We start from the raw sequence: 18,069 nt of genomic DNA, 5'->3' as shown, positions 1-18,069 counted from the left end.
ACGACGGCGGTGCTGGCTTTCGAGGCCGGGCTGCGGTGAGCTTGGGGCATGGTTTCTCCCGCGCTCACCGTTGACGTCCCGCCGCAGCCCTGGACGGGACGGTTCGACGGTGAGGGCGCCGAGCACCGCCGCTGGTGGCAGGCGGTGTCCCCCTATGCGGTAGCCCCCTCTGAGTCCTCCTCCGACCTGCCGGGCGGTGCGGCGCCCCTCAATGCCGGTGCCGTCCCCGCCGTGCTCCTCGGGTTCGCAAGCGATGAAGGCGTCCGCCGCAACAAGGGCCGGACCGGCGCCGCCGCAGCCCCCGCAGCCATCCGGGCCGCCCTTGGTCCGCTGGCGTTCCACCTCGACCGCGCAGTGGCCGACGCCGGCGACGTGGTGGTGGCGGACGGCGCGCTGGAAGCCGGCCAGGCCCGCGCCGGGCAGGCTGTTGCGGCCATGCTCGACGCCGGCTGCCTCACCGTGATGCTCGGCGGCGGCCACGAAACGGCCTTTGCCAGCTATTTGGGGGTGGCCGGTTCCGCGGAAGTCCGGGGCGGCCGGCGGCTGGGCATCCTGAACCTCGACGCGCACTTTGATCTTCGCGAGGAACCGCTGCCCAGCTCGGGAACACCGTTCCTGCAGATGGCCCGGGCCGAAGCCGCCGCAGGGCGCGAATTCCGGTACGCCGTCCTCGGGATCTCCGAGGCCAACAACACCAAGGCGCTCTTTGACACGGCCGGGCGGCTGGGCGTGCGGTACCTGGCCGACGAGGACTGCGCACCCGGAGATGTGCAGGACTTCGTTGCGCAGTTCCTGGCCGGCGTTGACGTGCTGTACCTGACAATCGACCTGGACGTCCTTCCGGCATCCGTGGCCCCCGGGGTGAGCGCGCCCGCCGCCTTTGGCGTGCCGCTGCCCGTGATCAGCGCCGTGTGCCGCCAGGTGGCCGCAAGCGGCAAGCTCCTGCATGTGGACGTGGCGGAACTGAACCCCGCGTTCGACATCGACGGCCGGACCGCCAAAGTCGCTGCCAGGCTGGTGAACACGCTGCTTCGTTAGTAGCTGCGCGGCCGGCTCGTTTAGGCCTTCAGCAGGTAGCGCCGCTCGGGCCGGCCCACGCCGTACTTGAGCCGGACCTCCAGGGCCCCTTCATCGTTCAGGTATTCAAGGTAGCGGCGGGCGCTGACCCGGGACGTGCCCAACTGCACTGCCACCTCGTTGGCGGACAGGTCGCCGTCGGCCTCTTTCAGGGCTGCCTCCACCAGCTTCAGCGTTTCGATGCTGCAACCCTTCGGCAGCGGCCGCCCGTCCTTGCCCGCGGCACCGTCCAAGCCGAACACCCGGTTGACGTCCGCCTGCTCCGCCACGTCCTTGGAGGCGTCCAGGCCCTGGTAGGCGCTGCGGTAATGTTCCAGCCGTTCCTGCAGATCCGACTGCGAGAAGGGCTTGATCAGGTAGTGCACTATCCCGCCGCGGAGGGCTTTGCGCACCGTGTCCACCTCACGGGCCGCGCTGATCACCAGGACATCCAGTTCCGGGGCCACTTCGCGGAGCCGGTGCATCAGGTCAAGGCCGTTGGCGTCCGGGAGGTGGATGTCGAGCAGGACCAGGTCCGGCTGCAGCCGCGCGGTTTCGGTCACCGCCCGGGCGCCGGTGTGGGCCGCTCCCACCACGGTGAATCCGGGCGTGCGCTGGATGAAGCCCGCGTGGACTTTCGCCACCATAAAGTCGTCATCAACAATCAGGACTTTGATCACAGCTCGGATTTCCTTCTCTTCAGGACGGCCGTAAAGACCGCTCCTTTGTTGTTGGCAACCGCGAGGTCGCCGCCGCTGCGCCGGCACAGCACACGGGACAGCGCCAGGCCAAAGCCCCGGCTGCCTGCAGGGCCCGGTTCCTTGGTGGTAAACCCCTGCCGGAAGATCTCCGCCGTGTCCCCCGCGACACCCGGGCCGGTATCGCGCACCGTGACCGTCACGCCGTCGGGAGCGTCCTCCACCAGCACCCGGACCGCCGGTTCGGGAAGCCCGGCAACGGCGTCGAACGCGTTGTCCACAAGGTTTCCGACGACGGTGGTCAGGTCGCGGGACAACTCATCGTCAACGCTCCCCAGCCCCGATTCGGGGTCCAGCTGCAGGGCGACGCCGCGTTCGGTGGCGAGGCTGGACTTGGCAATCAGCAGGGCGGCGAGCGCAGGGTCCTGGATGCGGCTGGTGACCTCGTCATTCAGCCGGGTCCTGTCCACGGTGACTCCGTTGACGAACTGGACCACGGACTCGTATTCGCCGATCTGGATGAGGCCGGAGATCACATGCAGCTGGTTGGCGAACTCGTGCGCCTGGGCGCGGAGGGTGTCCGTGGCGGTCCGGGTGGTGCCCAGTTCACGTTCGAGGGCGGAGAGTTCCGTGCGGTCACGCAGCGTGGTGACGGAGCCGATGTCCCGGCCCCGGGACCGGATGGGGACACGGTTCAGCACCACCAGCCGGTCGCCCACCAGCACCAGCCGGTCCGGCCCGGGCTGTTCGCGGGTCAGGACGTCCTTCAGGGCAGGCTCCACGGAAAGGCTGTGCAGCCTTTGACCCACGCAGTCGGCGGGGAGCCCCAGCAGCGCGCGGGCACTGTCGTTGACCACGGTGATCCGCTCATGCGGGTCCAGGGCCACCACGCCTTCCTTCAGGCCATGCAGCATGGCCTCCCGGTTCTCCACCAGGCCGGTGATTTCGCTGGGTTCCATGCCGAGCGTCTGCCGCTTCACCCGGCGGGCCAGCAGCAGGGAGCCGGCAATTCCCAGCACGCTTGCCACGCCCAGATAGGTGAGGAGGTTCGGCACGGTATCCCCCAGCCGTTCCAGCGTTGAAGGGTAGTTCCGGCTGATGGAGGCGATGCCGATCATTTTGCCGTTATCGTCCAGGACCGGCACGTGGGCGGACAGGGACTGCGCGCCCGCCCCGCCCACGGGGCCGGTCCAGGCCCGGCCCTCCATGACCCTGCTGGCACCGAGTTCCAGCGGCTGGGACAACAGGTTCGGATCGGAGGAGGCCACCACGGTGCGGTCGATCTGGGCGATGGCAACCTGCGAGGACCCTGACACGGTGCGGACCGACTCCGCCACCGCCGCCAGGCTGGCACTGCCGCGCGGCTCTGCCGAGGGGAGCAGCGCGCGGACGGCAGGGTTGTTGCCCAGGGCCTCGGCGGCGGACTGCGCCCGCCGTCCCTCGATGCGCTCGAACGTGGCCGCGGACTGGGCCAGCGAGATCGCAACCACGGCCACCAGGACGGCCAGGACGATCAGCAACTGGAGCAGCAGGTACTGCCCTGCGAGGGACATTCCTCTTCGTCGAGTCACGGTAGGTCTTTCGTGTGGCGGGTAGGCGCTCCGGCTGGTCGATGCGCGGGCGCGGCTACCGGAACTATATCCCCACCCCGCCCGGAGGCCCGCTTCGGCCAACTTCCCCGGGGCACCAGTACAGTCCAGGTGGGAACGCTGAAACGTGAACGCAATGAACTTAACGTTCTCTGCGAACACAAGAGTGATGCCGGTCACCACCCCGCCTAGCATCGGAACACCAGTCAGTCCTGCTGAACAGTTTTATCGAGAAGAGGAATACCATGCGCCAGATCCGCGCATTGCGAATCGCCGCCGTCGCCGCCGGCATCGCCCTGATGGCCACCGGCTGCGGTGCCACCGGAAAGACCGCCACCGGCCCCGCGAGTTCCGGCACCGCTGCCGGCCCGGTGACCGGGCTCCAGATCATGGTTCCCAACACCCCGGGCGGCGGCTACGACACCACCGCCCGCGTTGCCGCGAAGGTCCTCGACGACGAGAAGATCGCCACGAACACCGAGGTCTTCAACCTTGCCGGTGCCGGCGGCACCGTGGGCCTGGCCCGCGTGGTCAACGAAAAGGGCAACGGCGATCTCGCCATGCTCATGGGCCTGGGTGTGGTGGGCGCCAGCTACACCAACAAGTCCGAGTCCAAGCTGACGGCCACCACTCCCCTGGCCAAGCTCATCGAAGAGCCGGGCGCCATCATGGTTAACAAGAACTCGCCGTTCAAGACCATCGATGACCTGGTGACCGCCTGGAAGGCCGATCCCGCTTCCATCAGCGTGGGCGGCGGCTCCTCCCCCGGCGGCCCCGACCACCTGCTGCCCATGCAGCTCGCCGGAGCGGTCGGGATCGATCCCACCAAGGTGAACTTCGTGTCCTACGACGGCGGCGGTGACCTGCTGCCGGCCATCCTGGGCAACAAGGTGGGCTTCGCCGCATCCGGTGCGGGCGAGTACCTCAAGCAGATTGAGTCCGGCGAGGTCCGTGTCCTGGCAACCAGCGGTGAGAAGCGCCTCGCCGGTGTTGACGCCCCCACGCTGAAGGAATCCAACATTGACCTGGTGTTCAGCAACTGGCGCGGACTGGTTGCCCCTCCGGGCATCAGCGACGCCGACAAGGCCAAGCTGATCGCCGCCGTCGAGAAAATGCACAGCAGCGCCGCGTGGCAGGAAGCCCTGAAGACGCACAGCTGGACCGATGCCTTCATCACCGGCGACAAGTTCGAAACCTTCCTGAAAGAGCAGGACAAGCGGGTGGCCGACGTTCTCACGAAGCTGGGCTTGGCGTGAGTTCCGCCAGCACCCTGGCTGCAAAGCTCAAAGGCCGCTCCGAGCTGGGGGTTGCCCTCCTGCTCGGAGCGGCCGGGGCCGTGGTCATCGCGGACGCGGCCCGTATTGTCACCCCCTATTCCCGGTCTGATCCCGTAGGACCGAAGACCCTGCCGTTCATCGTGGGCGGCCTGCTGCTGGTCTGCGCCGTCCTGCTGGCCATCAACGTCCTCCGCGGCGGCAAAGGCGAAGTTGAAGGCGGCGAGGACGTGGACCTGTCCCACCCGGCCGACTGGAAGACGGTACTGCCCCTCGCCGGTGCGTTTATCGCCAACATCCTGCTGATCGACTGGGCCGGCTGGGTCATCTCCGGAACCGTCCTGTTCTGGGGCAGCGTCTGGGCCCTGGGCGGCCGGAACTACATCCGTGACGGCCTCATCTCCGTGGCCATGTCCCTCCTGACCTTTTACGGCTTCTACCTCGGCCTTGGCATTGCCCTGCCCGCCGGTCTCCTGGAAGGGATTCTCTGATGGATGTCTTCTCCTCCCTGATGGACGGCTTTGCCACCGCCCTGACCCCCATGAATTTCCTCTACGCCGTCATCGGCGTGGTCCTGGGTACCGCCGTCGGCGTCCTGCCGGGCCTCGGCCCGGCCATGACCGTGGCGCTGCTGCTTCCGGTCACCTACGCCCTGGAACCCACCAGCGCCTTCATCATGTTCGCCGGCATCTATTACGGCGGCATGTACGGCGGCTCCACCACCTCCATCCTGCTTAATACGCCGGGCGAATCATCCTCGGTGGTCACCGCCATCGAAGGCAACAAGATGGCCAAAGCCGGCCGGGCCGCGCAGGCATTGGCGACGGCGGCCATCGGCTCGTTCGTTGCGGGCACCATCGGCACCACGCTCCTGGCGGTCTGCGCTCCCATCGTGGTGAAGTTCGCCATCAGCCTGGGCGCGCCGAGCTACTTCGCCATCATGATCCTCGCCCTGCTGGCGGTCACCGCCGTCCTGGGCTCCTCCCGGCTTCGCGGCTTCGCGTCTCTGGGGCTGGGGCTGGCCATCGGGCTGGTGGGCCTCGACTCGGTCACCGGCCAGGCCCGGCTGACATTCGGGGTGCCACTCCTGGTGGACGGGCTGGACATCGTGGTGGTGGCAGTGGCCATCTTTGCGGTGGGCGAAGCCCTGTGGGTTGCCGCCCACCTGCGCCGGACACCGATGCACATCATTCCGGTGGGTCAGCCCTGGATGGGCAAGGAGGACTGGAAGCGGTCCTGGAAGCCGTGGCTCCGCGGCACTGCTTTCGGCTTCCCGTTCGGTGCCCTCCCGGCCGGCGGTGCCGAGATCCCCACGTTCCTCTCCTACGTCACGGAAAAGCGCCTCAGCAAGCACCCCGAGGAATTCGGGAAGGGCGCCATCGAAGGTGTGGCCGGACCCGAGGCAGCCAACAACGCCGCAGCGGCCGGCACCCTGACGCCCATGCTGGCGCTGGGCCTGCCCACCAACGCCACGGCCGCGGTGATGCTGGCGGCCTTCACGCAGTACGGCATCCAGCCGGGCCCGCAGCTGTTCGAAAGCCAGGGCCCGCTGGTGTGGGCGCTGATCGCGAGCCTCTTCATCGGAAACCTGCTGCTGCTGATCATCAACCTGCCGCTGGCGCCTCTGTGGGCGAAGCTGCTGCAGATCCCCCGGCCCTACCTGTACGCCGGCATTTTGTTCTTCGCCACCCTGGGCGCCTACTCGGTGAACCTGCAGGCGTTTGACCTGGTGCTGCTGCTGGCACTCGGCGCCCTGGGGTTCATGATGCGGCGCTACGGGCTCCCGGTTCTGCCGCTCATCCTGGGCGTCATCCTGGGCCCGCGGCTCGAAAAGCAGCTGCGGCAGACCTTGCAGCTCAGCGCCGGCGACCCCGCCGGGCTCTTCGGTGAGCCGATCGCCGTCGGGATCTACGTCATTGTGGCGATCATCCTGCTGTGGCCGCTGCTGTTCAAGCTGATCCGGCGGAACCGCCCGGCAGTCCTGCCTGCGGTGCCGCCGGCAACCCCGGACACCGCCGGACAACCCGAGGCCGGGCACCTCTCCCACTTCGGCACCAGAGACCACACAGAGAGCAAGGAGCAATCATGACAATCGTGGTGGGATATGTCCCTACCCCTGAAGGCGAAGCGGCGCTGACCCAGGCCATCGAAGAGGCCAGGAAGTTGAACGCCACCCTGCTGGTCATCAACTCCTCCAAAGGCGAGGCCCTGGTGGATAACCGGTATGCGCAGGAAAACCAAATGCAGGGCATCGAGGAACGCCTGGCGGCGCACGGAATCGACCATGTCATCAAGCAGCCCGTCCGCGGTCACGACGCCGCAACGGAGGTGCTTGATGCCGCGGAGGAGCACAACGCGGACCTGATCGTGATCGGCCTGCGCCGGCGCACCCCGGTGGGCAAGCTGATCATGGGAAGCACCTCACAGCGGATCCTGCTTGAGGCCGATTGCCCCGTCCTGGCGGTGAAGGCGAAGGCCGCCGGCTAGGACTCGGGTCAGCGACTCCGGCTGGCCGTCCGGCCGAAGCTTGTTCGCGAATCCCGGCCTTTGGGGCGGGGTGCGGCGAACAAGCTTCGGTCTTTTGCGGCCTCACCGCCACAAAGGGCAGTCATCTGACATCTTAAGCAGCGGAAGGTATAGTTGAAGGTATGACTACAGCTACATTGGAACGCCCCCTGACCGCCGTTGCGGCCAACGAGGCCTCAAGCGCCCGGTCCCTCGACCTGCAGTTTGCCACTGCCGAGGAGATGCACGAAGGACTGGACAACGCTGTTGCCACCCTGATCGAAACTGCCAAGGACGCGGCCTGCGGCATCCTTGTGACCCGGCTGCACCCCGGACGTTTTACTGTTGCCCTGGACGAATCAGTCCCCTTCGGCGAGACCTACGAAGCCATCGCCGCCTAACCCCTCTGACGCTTACAAAAAAGTCCCCGCCTCCCGGTTGATCCGGGCGGCAGGGACTTTTTTGCGTTCAGGTCAGCTTCGCCGCACCTGCACGCCATCGGACTTCAGGAACAGGTGCTCCTCGGACGGCCCGGCGGGTGCGAGCCACAAGACATTCCCGCTCTGTGATACTTCCTCAACCTCGCCCGCTGCAATGACGTGGGCGTGTTTGATGATTTCAACCCGCTCCCCGGCCTTGAGCGTGCCCCACTCGGAGATGATGTTGGAATGTGCGTTGCGTCTCGAAAGGACAGCCCCACGTGCTTTCATTTGAACTTCTACCCCTTTGTATACGTCCCGCCACAGCCTCGTTGATGTGACTTCTACTACACCTTCAGTTCTACTACAGTTCGCGGACCGGAAATGTGCGTGTTGCACCATATTTCAGCATTTGCCGCAATGGTCCGCTGAGACCGAAGAATATTCCCGCCTAGGCAAGAATCCCGACGGCGGATTCGGCCGCAGCGACAACGTCCCCGGATGCCACCAAACGGTCCGCAACTTCGAGTTCCGGGGAGAGGAACCGGTCCGCGCCCGGCCCCTCAACGTGTTCGCGCAGCACACCGATGACGGCCTTACCCGCCGGGCCCGGCAGCAGCTCCCCGCGGGACAACCGGGTGCGGAAATCAATGGCGCGTGCGCTGGTGACCAGTTCGATCGCCAGGACACGGCGCAGGTTCTCCACGGCCTTGCGCAGCTTGCGTGCGGCGTGCCAGCCCATGGAAACATGGTCCTCCTGCATCGCTGAACTCGGAATTGAGTCCACTGAGGCCGGGACGGCCAGCCGTTTGTTGTCCGAGACCAGTCCCGCCTGGGTGTACTGGGCGATCATCAGGCCCGAATCAACGCCCGGATCCTCCGCCAGGAAGGCCGGGAGCCCATGGGACCGGGCCGGGTCCAGCATCCGGTCCGTCCGGCGCTCGGCGATGGAGCTGAGGTCCGCCACGGCAATGGCGAGGAAGTCGAGGACGTAGGCCACCGGGGCGCCGTGGAAGTTGCCGTTGGAACTGACACGCCCGTCCGGCAGGACCACCGGGTTATCAATGGCGGCAGCCAGCTCGCGGGAGGCCACCAGCGCGGCGTAGTCCACCGTGTCCCGCACGGCGCCGGCCACCTGGGGTGCGCAGCGCAGCGAGTAGGCGTCCTGGACTTTCGAATCCCCAATCCGGTGCGAGGCCACGATCGGAGAATCGGACAGCACCCGCAGCATGTTGTCCGCACTGGCGGCCTGCCCCGGGTGCGGGCGCAGGGCCGCGTGCAGCTCCGGCAGGAACACCTGATCCGTGCCCAGCAGCGCCTCGACGCTCATCGCTGCGGTGATATCCGCCGTCGTCAGCAGTTTACGGATGTCCGCGATGGCCATCAGCAACATGCCCAGCATGCCTTCGGTGCCGTTGACCAGCGCCAGGCCTTCCTTTTCGGCGAGCGTGACCGGCTCGATGCCGTGCTCGGCGAGCAGCACGGCGACCGGCTGCTCGCCGCGCCCGCCGTAGGTCACGCCGTCGGGTCCTGTTGCTTCCCCTTCACCCATCAGCACCAGGGCGCAGTGGGACAGCGGGGCGAGGTCGCCGGAGCAGCCCAGCGAACCGAACTCGCGGACCACCGGTGTGATGCCGGCGTTGAGGACGTCCACCATGGTCTGCAGGACCACGGGGCGGACGCCGGTGCGGCCGGAGGCGAGGGTTTTGGCGCGCAGGAACATGATGGCGCGCACCACTTCGCGCTCCACGGCGGGGCCCATGCCGGCGGCGTGGCTGCGGATCAGGGACTTCTGCAGCTGGGTGCGGAGCTCACCGGGGATGTGCCGGCTGGCCAGCGCGCCGAAGCCGGTGGAGATGCCGTAGGCGGGGGTCTCGCTGTTGGCCAGGCCGTCGATGTGGGCGCGGACCTTGGCGACGTTGTCGAGGGCGTCCCGGGCGATGGTCACCGTGGCGTTGTGGCGGGCGACGGCGACGACTTCCTCGGGCGTGACGCCGCTGGAGCCGAGGGTGACGGTGAGCGGTTCGTGGGTAATGGCGGTCATGATTCCTACTTCGTGTTTTCGTTCATGGGAATGCGGACGCCGCGTTCGTTGGCGACCTCGACGGCGCGGTCGTAGCCGGCATCGGCGTGGCGGATGATGCCCATCCCGGGGTCGTTGGTGAGCAGGCGCTCGAGCTTCTGCGCTGCGAGGTCGGAGCCGTCCGCGACCGAGACCTGGCCGGCGTGGATGGAGCGGCCGATGCCCACGCCGCCGCCATGGTGGATGGACACCCAGGTGGCGCCGGAGGCGGTGTTGAGCAGCGCGTTGAGCAGGGGCCAGTCGGCGATCGCATCGGAGCCGTCCGCCATCGATTCCGTTTCCCGGTACGGGGAGGCGACGGAGCCGGAGTCCAGGTGGTCGCGGCCGATCACGATGGGTGCCTTGACCTTGCCTTCCTTGACCAGGCGGTTGAACAGCAGCCCGGCTTTGGCGCGGTCGCCGTAGCCCAGCCAGCAGATTCTTGCCGGGAGGCCTTCGAACTCCACGCGTTCCTGGGCGGCGTCAATCCAGCGGTGCAGGTGCTTGTTCCCGGGGAAGAGCTCCTTGATGGCTTCGTCCGTAACGCGGATGTCTTCCGGGTCCCCGGAGAGTGCGACCCAGCGGAACGGGCCCAGGCCCTCGCAGAACAGCGGCCGGATGTACGCCGGGACGAAGCCGGGGAATTCGAAAGCACGGGCGTAGCCGCCCTTGCGAGCCTCGTCGCGGATGGAGTTGCCGTAATCGAAGACCTCGGCACCGGCGTCCTGGAATTCCACCATGGCCTGGACGTGCCTGGCCATCGAAGCCTGGGCCTTCTTGGTGAAGCCCTCGGGATCGGCTTCGGCTTCGCGGTGCCATTCGGCCACCGGGATGCCCTCGGGAAGGTAGCTCAGCGGATCGTGCGCGGAGGTCTGGTCCGTGACGATGTCCACGGTGAGTTCGCCGGCGTTGTGGCGGCGCAGGATCTCCGGGAAGATTTCGGCGGCGTTGCCGACGTAACCCACGGACCAGCCGCGGCGCTCCTGCTTGGCCGTGAGCACCTTGGCGATGGCGGCGTCGAGATCGGTTTCCACCTCGTCGAGGTAACGCTTTCCGGCACGGCGGCGCAGGCGGGTTTCGTCGACGTCGACAATCAGGCAGGCGCCTTCGTTCAGGGTGACGGCGAGCGGCTGGGCGCCGCCCATGCCGCCGCAGCCGCCGGTCAGGGTGAGGGTGCCGGCGAGTGTGCCGTTTTCGTCCCCGGTGAGCTTGCGGGCGATCGCGGCGAAAGTCTCGAAGGTGCCCTGCAGGATGCCCTGGGTGCCGATGTAGATCCAGGACCCTGCCGTCATTTGGCCGTACATCATCAGGCCCTCGGCTTCGAGGCGGCGGAACTCGGGCCAGTTCGCCCAGTCGCCCACCAGGTTGGAATTGGCCAGCAGCACGCGGGGCGCCCATTCGTTGGTGCGGAAGACGCCCACCGGCTTGCCGGACTGGACCAGGAGGGTCTCGTCCTTTTCCATGGTTTCCAGGGTGCGGGTGATCGCGTCGAATGCGGCCCAGGACCGGACGGCGCGGCCGGTGCCACCATAGACCACCAGGTCGTCCGGGCGTTCGGCGACCTCGGGGTCCAGGTTGTTCATCAGCATCCGCAGGGGGGCTTCGGTCTGCCAGCTTTTGGCGGTGAGCTCGGTGCCGCGGGCTGCTTTGACCGGGCGGGCACCGGTGGTGAAATCGGCGGGTGCCATGAGGGCTCCTTCTCGTGTTGGTGCTTTGGGTAAGAGGTTCTGTATCCACTAAAGCCCGTTGGTGGCGGTGCTAACAGGGCTTTGCAGGGGGTGGTGTCCGGGATTCCAGACGAGCCGGATGCGTCCAGGCTGGGCCCCTCGTGCCCGGTTCGGCCGGGCCGGCTGGTTTACTTGCCGGGCCGTCCGTGAATTCGGGCCGAGAGCTCGTCCGCCACCTTTTGTACGCGGGCGGCGAGCGCGGGCCACTGGTCCGCCGGCAGTTTGTCCTCCAGAAAAGTGACGGCCACCGCTGCCGTAGGCCACCCCACGTGGTCGGTGACGGCGGCCGCTATGGAGCCAAATCCGGGCGTAACTTCACCATGTTCCGTGGCGTAGCCGCGCTGCCGGACCTGATCCAAGTGCGACGACAGGGCTGAGTACTTCATAATGGCGCCCTCCACTTCATGCCGGGCGGTAAAGGCCGCGGCGTTCGGGTACAGCGCCCGGACCTGCGACTTTGGCAGAGCCGCGAGGATGGCACGCCCGCTGGCAGTGAGGTGGCTGGGAAGGCGGACACCGACGTCGGTCACCAGCGACGGGCGGTTCTTGGCCCGCTCCTCCACGATGTACAGCACGTCCCGGCCGTGGAGCACCGCCAGGTGGGCACTCTCCCCGATCACGTCCACCAGCGAAGCCAGCAGCGGCCGGCCCAGGCGGGACAGCGGCTCCTGCCGCGAATACGCCGAGCTCAGTTCGAATGCGCTGATGCCGAGCCCGTATCGCTGCTCCTCATGCAGGTGGAGCACAAATCCGTTCGCCTCCATCACGCCCAGGAGGTGGTACACGCTGGAACGGGGCAGGTCGAGCGCCGTGGCAATGCTCGACGCCGCCATTGGCCCTCGCTTCGAGGCCAACAGTTTGAGGATACGAAGGGTGTTCTCGGCGGCGGGGACTTTGGACGTCGCCTTCGCTGTTGTGCCTGACATTGTGTTCTCCGATGTGTCGCCGTCGTCTTCGCCGGTGTCCGGGATACCGCATTTAAGCTTGCGTGCCGCGCCAACGGTCCCAGAACCATCCTCTTGCTTCTCTGTCTGGGATACCAGACGGATGGGTGTGGGATTGATCTGGGCGGCGCAGCCTTGGGGACGAGGGGCTGGCACACTCGAAACATTTGGGTAGAGTGCCCGCTATGGACGAGAAAGAGACGCTGCATCATTATCTGCGCGTCCGGCGGGACAACCTCCTCGGCAAGTTGGACGGGCTGAGTGAGTACGATGTCCGCCGGCCGCTCACTCCCACCGGCACCAACCTGCTGGGTCTCGTCAAGCATGCGGCGAGCACGGAGCTTGGCTATTTCGGCGAGGTCTTCGGCCGTCCCAGCGGGCGACACCTCCCGTGGCTGGACGAGGATGCCAGCACGGATGCGGATCTGTGGGTACCCGCCGACGAAAGCCGGGACAACATTGTGGAGCTTCACCATTTCGCCGCAGCGCAAAGCGACGCCACGGTCAAGGCACTCCCATTGGATTCGCCCGGCTTGGTGCCATGGTGGCCTGAGGAGCGTCGACAGGTCACGCTGCACCAGATCCTGGTCCACATGGTTGCTGAGCGGGCCCACCATCTGGGTCATGCGGACATCCTTCGTGAACTCATCGACGGCAGCGCTGGACAGCGGCCAGGGGACCCCAACCTGACACCGCGCAGCCCTGAAGAGTGGTCCGCGCATCGTGCCGCCATCGAAGCTGCGGCGAGGCAGGCATGACTGAAGTGGCCTTGCCGGGCCGCAGGGAATTGCTTGCCATGCACGGCGTTCAGCCGTAGTGCACGGTCTCGGCCGGATCGGCTGCCGTCCCACGCAGCACATCGGCCAGCTCCAGGGTGGCGGCTGCCATGCTCTCCAGAATCTCCGCAGCTGCCTTGTTGTCCATATTCGTCAGCTTGCGAGGCGCTGAGAATAACCTGGCAGCGGATGATGATTCTGGATATCCGGCGGCAATTTTGGCCGCCAAGGCGGCGGACTTAGCCCTCACCTGCGCGATGTCGGCGAGAACGTCCAGGAATAAGCCCTTCCGGGCCACTGCATCTATGTATGGCCCATAGGGCGACGGCTGGTCGGGCGCGGCCGCAAGTATTCTCCGTGCGATTGTGTAGGCCCTCTGCCGAACCGTCTCCAAAGCTTTTCTATTTTCGGCGTCCCAGGCTGCTCGGCTTTCCATACCTCCAGCTTCCCGCGGGGGTCCGGCTAAAGCACCGCCCTTTCCCGCCTATGTGGATAACTTCGCCCAGCCCACAGTCGGGCAACCACTCAGACCCGGACCACGACCTTGCCTCGCACGCGCCCTTCGTGCAGATGGGCGATGGCAGCCGGGGCTTCCGCGAGAGGGTAGACCTTCTCCACGGCAGGCTTCACGCGGCCCGCCTCGAACAGTGCCGTCAGCGCTTCGAGATCCTGATGGTTTTCCTTGGCGACGAGGCCCTTGAATTTCTGGCCGGAGAATAGGGAGGCCAGCGGCGCAAGCATTGATCGCTCAAAGCCTCCCGTCACCCGCCCGCCGCCTTCGCCCCCGACAATCACCAGGGCTCCCTGTGGCGCGAGCGCGCGCTTCAGGACGGACAGCGGCCGGTTGCCTGCGGTATCGATGATGACGTCGTAGAGGGCACCGGCGCGGGCAAAGTCGTCACGCGTGTAGTCCACCACGTGATCAGCACCGAGCGTCCGGACCAGATCCACTTTGCCTGTGCTGCAAACACCCGTGACCTCTGCGCCGAGGTCCTTGGCGATCTGCACGGCGAACGATCCCACTCCCCCGCCCGCGCCAATGACCAGGACCTTCTGACCGGCGGTGACCTGCCCGGCGTCGCGCACGGCCTGAAGGGCCGTGACAGCAGAAATGGGGGCAGCCGCCGTTTCCTCGAACGCCAGGTTTGCGGGCTTACGGGCCAGCAGCGTCTCCTTCGCGCAAACGTACTCGGCGAACGACCCTTCGCACGTGCCAAACACTTCATCGCCGGGCTGAAAGCGGGTCACTCCGGCGCCAACGGACTCGACGACGCCGGCCACTTCCCGCCCGCGGACCGGCACCTTGGGCTTCATCAGCCCGAATCCGAAGAGCCGGACCAGGTATGGCCGCCCGGTCATCAGGTGCCACACGCCCTGGTCCACGCCGGCCGCACGGACTTTCAAAAGCACCTCCCCATCGCCCGGCACGGGCTTGGGAATGTCCTGCAGCCCCAGCACGTCGGAATCTCCGTAAACATCCTGCACGATAGCTTTCATGATGCCTCTCCTTCGCGGTGGGGGTATTGGAAAACGTCTTCGAGCTGCACGCCGAGGGCATGCGCGATCTGGAAGGCCATCTCCAGGGAGGGCGAATACCGGCCCTGCTCGATGGCAATAATGGTCTGGCGGGTGACGCCCACGCGCTCGGCGAGCTCCGCCTGCGTCATTTCGCCTCGTTCGAAGCGGAGGCGGCGGATGGAGTTGGTGACGCGGGTTGGCTTCACCATGGCTGGAATCCCCGGCGGTAGGCGACGATCTTGGCCACGGAGCCCAGGATCGCGGACAGCACAAACGTCAGGTAGATGACGTTGGCGATCCAAAAGTGGTCCCATTCGGCCATGGCCATCAGCAGGGCGGCCACTCCGCCGATAACCACGAAGGACTGCCCGACATACTCGCCAAAGCGGTAGATTTCCCTGTCCCGCTGGTCCTTCTTCCCGGCGTCGCGGGGCCGGACGATACCGATCACCGCGTGCGCCGCGATGGACGCCGCAATGGAAGCCCCAATGGTCCACAACAGGGGTGCCGCATAGGACACCTGGGCGAGGGGCATGGTGCCGGCGGCACCAAGTATGAGCGCCACATAGACGCCATAGGAAACCACAGCCACTGCTCCCATGATCCAGGCGCTCTTCTCTTCGAAGGACATTTCCGCTCCTGCCACGATGGACCGGACCCGAGGGGCCGATGTAAAGCAAAGCTGACATGATCAATGTAAAGAAAGCATTACATGATGTCAATGGTTTTGTACCTGACGTCAGGAATGCCCGGGAGAACCCGTCGAGTCTGAGATTGAAGACACCAGCCTGCCGTGAGGCTCATCACGTCCGGCGCGAAAATGGTCTGCTGGTTAGCGATCCCCCTCCCAATGACGAGAAGGTATTCGTATGCAGCAAGCAGCCGCCACGCAAGACACAGCCAGCCACGACGCAAGCCAAGCCGAACACGCCACGGAGAGCACCGCCGTCGGGCGCGTCCTGCAGGGCACCCTGAACCGCGGACTTAATGTCCGGCATATCCGCTTCATGGCGCTCGGCTCGGCCATTGGTACGGGGCTGTTCTACGGCTCCGCCTCAGCGATCCAAAAGGCGGGACCGGCCGTTTTGCTCGCCTACATTATTGGCGGCGCGGCCGTTTTTATGGTGATGCGGGCCCTCGGCGAGATGGCCGTGCGGCATCCTGTTTCCGGCTCGTTCGGCCAGTACGCCAGCCGATATCTCGGGCCACTGGCAGGATTCGTAACCGGCTGGACGTACGTCTTTGAGATGGCCATCGTGGCGATCGCCGACGTGACAGCCTTCAGCATCTACATGGGCTTTTGGTTCCCCGAGGTGGACCGCTGGATCTGGATCCTGGCCATCATCTTCTTCCTGGCGGCCCTGAACCTGCTCAGCGTGAAAGTCTTCGGCGAACTGGAGTTCTGGTTCTCGCTGATCAAGGTGGCAGCCATCGTCGCGATGATCGCGGGCGGCGCGGCCATCATCACCTTCGGCTTCCAGGCCGGCGGTTCCACGGTGGCACCGGGGCTGGGAAACCTCGTGGAACACGGCGGAATCTTCCCCAACGGCTTCGAAGGCCTCCTGGCCTCGTTCGCCGTGGTGATGTTCGCGTTCGGCGGCATCGAAACCCTCGGCATCACCGCCGGCGAGGCCGCGGACCCCAAGAAGGTCATCCCCAAGGCCGTGAACACGGTGCCGGTCCGGGTCCTGCTGTTCTACGTCCTCACCCTTGGCGTCCTGATGAGCCTCTTCCCATGGAACGAGATCGGCACCAACGGCAGCCCCTTTGTGCAGATCTTCAGCGGCCTGGGCATCCCGGCGGCACCGCACATCCTCAACGCGGTGGTGATCACCGCCGCCCTGTCCGCCATCAACAGTGACATCTTCGGCGCCGGCCGCATCCTGTTCGGACTCTCCGGCCAGGGCCACGCGCCGGCGGTGTTCGGCAAGGTGTCCCGCCACGGCGTTCCGTGGATGACGGTGGTGATGATGGCCGGCATCCTGCTGGTGGGCGTTGTGCTGAACGCCGTCATTCCCGAGGGCGTGTTCATCCTGATCGCGTCGATCGCCACGTTCGCCACCGTCTGGGTGTGGGTCATGATCCTCGCGTCCCACGTGGCCATGAAACGGGAGATCGCGCGGAAGGGCCTGCCGGCGTCGGAATTCCCGTCCCCATGGTGGCCGGCAGCTTCCGTCGTCACCATCGCGTTTATGGCGCTGGTCATCGGCGTCCTGGGCGCCTTCGAGGACACCCGCGTGGCGCTGTACGTCGGCGCGGTCTGGCTGGGTCTGCTGTTGCTCGCGTACCGGCTTTGGGTCAAGGGGAACGGACGACGGCGGGCCGAGCTGGTGGACGAAACCTCACCGCTGCCGGTGGTCACCTCACGAGCCCAACGCTCTCTCACTTAATGCGGGTTAAAGCCGAACCCTCTATCACTCTCTTCAAGAAAGTGATAGAGGGTTCCCGGATATGCCCCATTAAGTGAGAGAGCGTCGGCCCAAAAGGCGCATTAAGTGAGAGAGCGTCCGGGGGTAGGGGGCGGAGGCGTTGCGGTTAGGCGGCGGCCAGCGCGGAACGCACGGCGGCGGGCATCGGCGTCGTGGGCCGGCCGATCAGTTCGCGAAGGTCCGAACCGCTCACCAGAAGGTCGCCGCGGGCAATGCCGAGGTCCGAATCGGCGAGGATGTCGGCGAAGGCCTGCGGCACGCCGAAGCCGGCAAGGAGGCCGGCGTAGTCGCTCGCCGGAAGGTCCTGGTAAGCCACCGGCCGGTTGGCGGCGGTGCTGATTTCCTGAGCCAGTTCCGCGAGCGTGAAGGCGAGGTCGCCACCAAGTTCGTAGACCTTGCCGGCCTGGTCCCCGGCGACGAGGACGGCCGCGGCAGCCTCGGCGTAATCCTGGCGGGATGCGGCACTGACCCTGCCTTCGCCTGCACTGCCGGCAAGCGCGCCCTGGGCCAGGGCTCCCTGCAGCTGCTCCGTGTAATTTTCGAGGTACCAGCCGTTGCGGAGGAGGGCGAACGGAACCCCCGAGTCCTTGAGGAGGTCTTCAGTGGCCTGGTGCTCGGCCGCCAGCTTCATGCCGGTGGTATCAGCATTGGCGATGCTCGTATAGGCAATGAGCTCCACCCCCGCAGCCTTGGCGGCCTCGATGACAGTGCGGTGCTGCTCAACCCGCTGGCCCACCTCGCTGCCGGAAATCAGCAGGACCTTGGTGGCGCCTGCGAGCGCGTTCGCCACAGAAGCGGGGTCCGTGTAGTCCATCGCCCTGACCTGCACGCCCCGCGCTTCAAGGTCGGCCAGCTTTCCAACAGAACGGCCCGCGGCCACGATCTGCGCGGCGGGAACGTCATGCCGCAGAAGGGCTTCGACAACGTGGCGGCCAAGCTGGCCGGTTGCTCCGGTAATAACGATGCTCATGGGTGGTTCCTTTCACCATCTGCAAGGGGGTCACCCTGCACAACCAGCACTTTCCCCGAATGCTTCCCGGGGGAGGGTACGCACTTTGAAGTAAGGTACTCA

General features: G+C 66.3%; 19 protein-coding genes. 8 read left to right on the top strand and 11 right to left on the bottom strand.

From position 1 onward, the window contains the following. Positions 1-48 precede the first annotated feature (48 nt). On the top strand, positions 49-1,038 hold the full coding sequence (gene hutG, locus PY310_RS08760) for a formimidoylglutamase (protein WP_275214005.1): 990 nt from the start codon (positions 49-51) through the stop codon (positions 1,036-1,038). A 20-nt stretch (positions 1,039-1,058) separates the two neighbouring features. Here the strand turns inward: hutG and PY310_RS08755 are convergent, their stop codons facing one another. Next, positions 1,059-1,736, bottom strand: coding sequence for a response regulator (locus PY310_RS08755; protein ID WP_275214004.1), 678 nt, complete (start codon positions 1,734-1,736; stop codon positions 1,059-1,061). Continuing rightward, positions 1,733-3,307, bottom strand: a complete 1,575-nt coding sequence (locus PY310_RS08750) for a sensor histidine kinase (protein WP_275214137.1) — start codon at positions 3,305-3,307, stop codon at positions 1,733-1,735. Before PY310_RS08750 ends, PY310_RS08755 begins: the two co-directional genes overlap by 4 nt. Before the next feature lie 281 nt (positions 3,308-3,588). Between PY310_RS08750 and PY310_RS08745 the strand changes: the two genes are divergently transcribed. The 5 genes from PY310_RS08745 to PY310_RS08725 all read left to right on the top strand — a co-directional run bounded on the left by PY310_RS08745 (position 3,589) and on the right by PY310_RS08725 (position 7,523). Further along, positions 3,589-4,599 (top strand): Bug family tripartite tricarboxylate transporter substrate binding protein, encoded by a 1,011-nt coding sequence (locus PY310_RS08745; protein WP_275214003.1) that lies wholly within the window; start codon positions 3,589-3,591, stop codon positions 4,597-4,599. Next, positions 4,596-5,108, top strand: coding sequence for a tripartite tricarboxylate transporter TctB family protein (locus PY310_RS08740; protein WP_275214002.1), 513 nt, complete (start codon positions 4,596-4,598; stop codon positions 5,106-5,108). The genes PY310_RS08745 and PY310_RS08740 overlap by 4 nt, the downstream gene beginning before the upstream one ends. Next, positions 5,108-6,706 carry a tripartite tricarboxylate transporter permease gene (locus tag PY310_RS08735; RefSeq protein WP_275214001.1) on the top strand — a complete coding sequence of 533 codons (1,599 nt, stop codon included), beginning with the start codon at positions 5,108-5,110 and terminating at the stop codon, positions 6,704-6,706. The genes PY310_RS08740 and PY310_RS08735 overlap by 1 nt, the downstream gene beginning before the upstream one ends. Beyond that, positions 6,703-7,104 (top strand): universal stress protein, encoded by a 402-nt coding sequence (locus tag PY310_RS08730; protein ID WP_275214000.1) that lies wholly within the window; start codon positions 6,703-6,705, stop codon positions 7,102-7,104. The genes PY310_RS08735 and PY310_RS08730 overlap by 4 nt, the downstream gene beginning before the upstream one ends. A 161-nt stretch (positions 7,105-7,265) precedes the next feature. Then, positions 7,266-7,523 carry a hypothetical protein gene (locus PY310_RS08725; RefSeq protein WP_275213999.1) on the top strand — a complete coding sequence of 86 codons (258 nt, stop codon included), beginning with the start codon at positions 7,266-7,268 and terminating at the stop codon, positions 7,521-7,523. A 72-nt stretch (positions 7,524-7,595) separates the two neighbouring features. On the opposite strand, the gene PY310_RS08720 is transcribed toward PY310_RS08725, so the two are convergent. The 4 genes from PY310_RS08720 to PY310_RS08705 form a co-directional block, all read right to left on the bottom strand. Beyond that, positions 7,596-7,832, bottom strand: a complete 237-nt coding sequence (locus PY310_RS08720; RefSeq protein WP_275213998.1) for a hypothetical protein — start codon at positions 7,830-7,832, stop codon at positions 7,596-7,598. Positions 7,833-7,992: 160 nt separating this feature from the next. Next, positions 7,993-9,585: a histidine ammonia-lyase gene (gene hutH / locus PY310_RS08715; protein ID WP_275213997.1), complete on the bottom strand. Its 1,593-nt coding sequence runs from the start codon at positions 9,583-9,585 to the stop codon at positions 7,993-7,995. A 5-nt stretch (positions 9,586-9,590) separates the two neighbouring features. Continuing rightward, the gene (locus tag PY310_RS08710; RefSeq protein WP_275213996.1) at positions 9,591-11,291 is read right to left on the bottom strand and encodes a urocanate hydratase; all 1,701 of its coding nucleotides are present in this window, start codon (positions 11,289-11,291) and stop codon (positions 9,591-9,593) included. Positions 11,292-11,458: 167 nt separating this feature from the next. Next, the gene (locus PY310_RS08705) at positions 11,459-12,256 is read right to left on the bottom strand and encodes an IclR family transcriptional regulator (RefSeq protein WP_275213995.1); all 798 of its coding nucleotides are present in this window, start codon (positions 12,254-12,256) and stop codon (positions 11,459-11,461) included. 203 nt (positions 12,257-12,459) lie between these two features. On the opposite strand from PY310_RS08705, the gene PY310_RS08700 reads away from it, so the two are divergent. Next, positions 12,460-13,032, top strand: a complete 573-nt coding sequence (locus PY310_RS08700; RefSeq protein WP_275213994.1) for a DinB family protein — start codon at positions 12,460-12,462, stop codon at positions 13,030-13,032. Between the two features lie 49 nt (positions 13,033-13,081). On the opposite strand, the gene PY310_RS08695 is transcribed toward PY310_RS08700, so the two are convergent. From PY310_RS08695 to PY310_RS08680, 4 genes are all read right to left on the bottom strand, one after another. Next, positions 13,082-13,486 (bottom strand): hypothetical protein, encoded by a 405-nt coding sequence (locus PY310_RS08695; RefSeq protein ID WP_275213993.1) that lies wholly within the window; start codon positions 13,484-13,486, stop codon positions 13,082-13,084. A gap of 89 nt (positions 13,487-13,575) precedes the next feature. Then, positions 13,576-14,547 (bottom strand): NAD(P)-dependent alcohol dehydrogenase, encoded by a 972-nt coding sequence (locus PY310_RS08690; RefSeq protein WP_275213992.1) that lies wholly within the window; start codon positions 14,545-14,547, stop codon positions 13,576-13,578. Then, positions 14,544-14,777 carry a helix-turn-helix transcriptional regulator gene (locus PY310_RS08685; RefSeq protein WP_275213991.1) on the bottom strand — a complete coding sequence of 78 codons (234 nt, stop codon included), beginning with the start codon at positions 14,775-14,777 and terminating at the stop codon, positions 14,544-14,546. The genes PY310_RS08690 and PY310_RS08685 overlap by 4 nt, the downstream gene beginning before the upstream one ends. Next, the gene (locus PY310_RS08680) at positions 14,771-15,199 is read right to left on the bottom strand and encodes a hypothetical protein (RefSeq protein WP_275213990.1); all 429 of its coding nucleotides are present in this window, start codon (positions 15,197-15,199) and stop codon (positions 14,771-14,773) included. Before PY310_RS08680 ends, PY310_RS08685 begins: the two co-directional genes overlap by 7 nt. 238 nt (positions 15,200-15,437) lie before the next feature. On the opposite strand from PY310_RS08680, the gene PY310_RS08675 reads away from it, so the two are divergent. Further along, on the top strand, positions 15,438-16,958 hold the full coding sequence (locus tag PY310_RS08675; protein WP_275213989.1) for an amino acid permease: 1,521 nt from the start codon (positions 15,438-15,440) through the stop codon (positions 16,956-16,958). Between the two features lie 145 nt (positions 16,959-17,103). On the opposite strand, the gene PY310_RS08670 is transcribed toward PY310_RS08675, so the two are convergent. Continuing rightward, positions 17,104-17,967: an SDR family oxidoreductase gene (locus tag PY310_RS08670; RefSeq protein WP_275213988.1), complete on the bottom strand. Its 864-nt coding sequence runs from the start codon at positions 17,965-17,967 to the stop codon at positions 17,104-17,106. Positions 17,968-18,069 lie beyond the last annotated feature (102 nt).

This window comes from Pseudarthrobacter naphthalenicus, assembly GCF_029076445.1.
Classification (GTDB): domain Bacteria; phylum Actinomycetota; class Actinomycetes; order Actinomycetales; family Micrococcaceae; genus Arthrobacter; species Arthrobacter naphthalenicus.
This window is presented reverse-complemented; position numbering and strand designations above follow the sequence as displayed.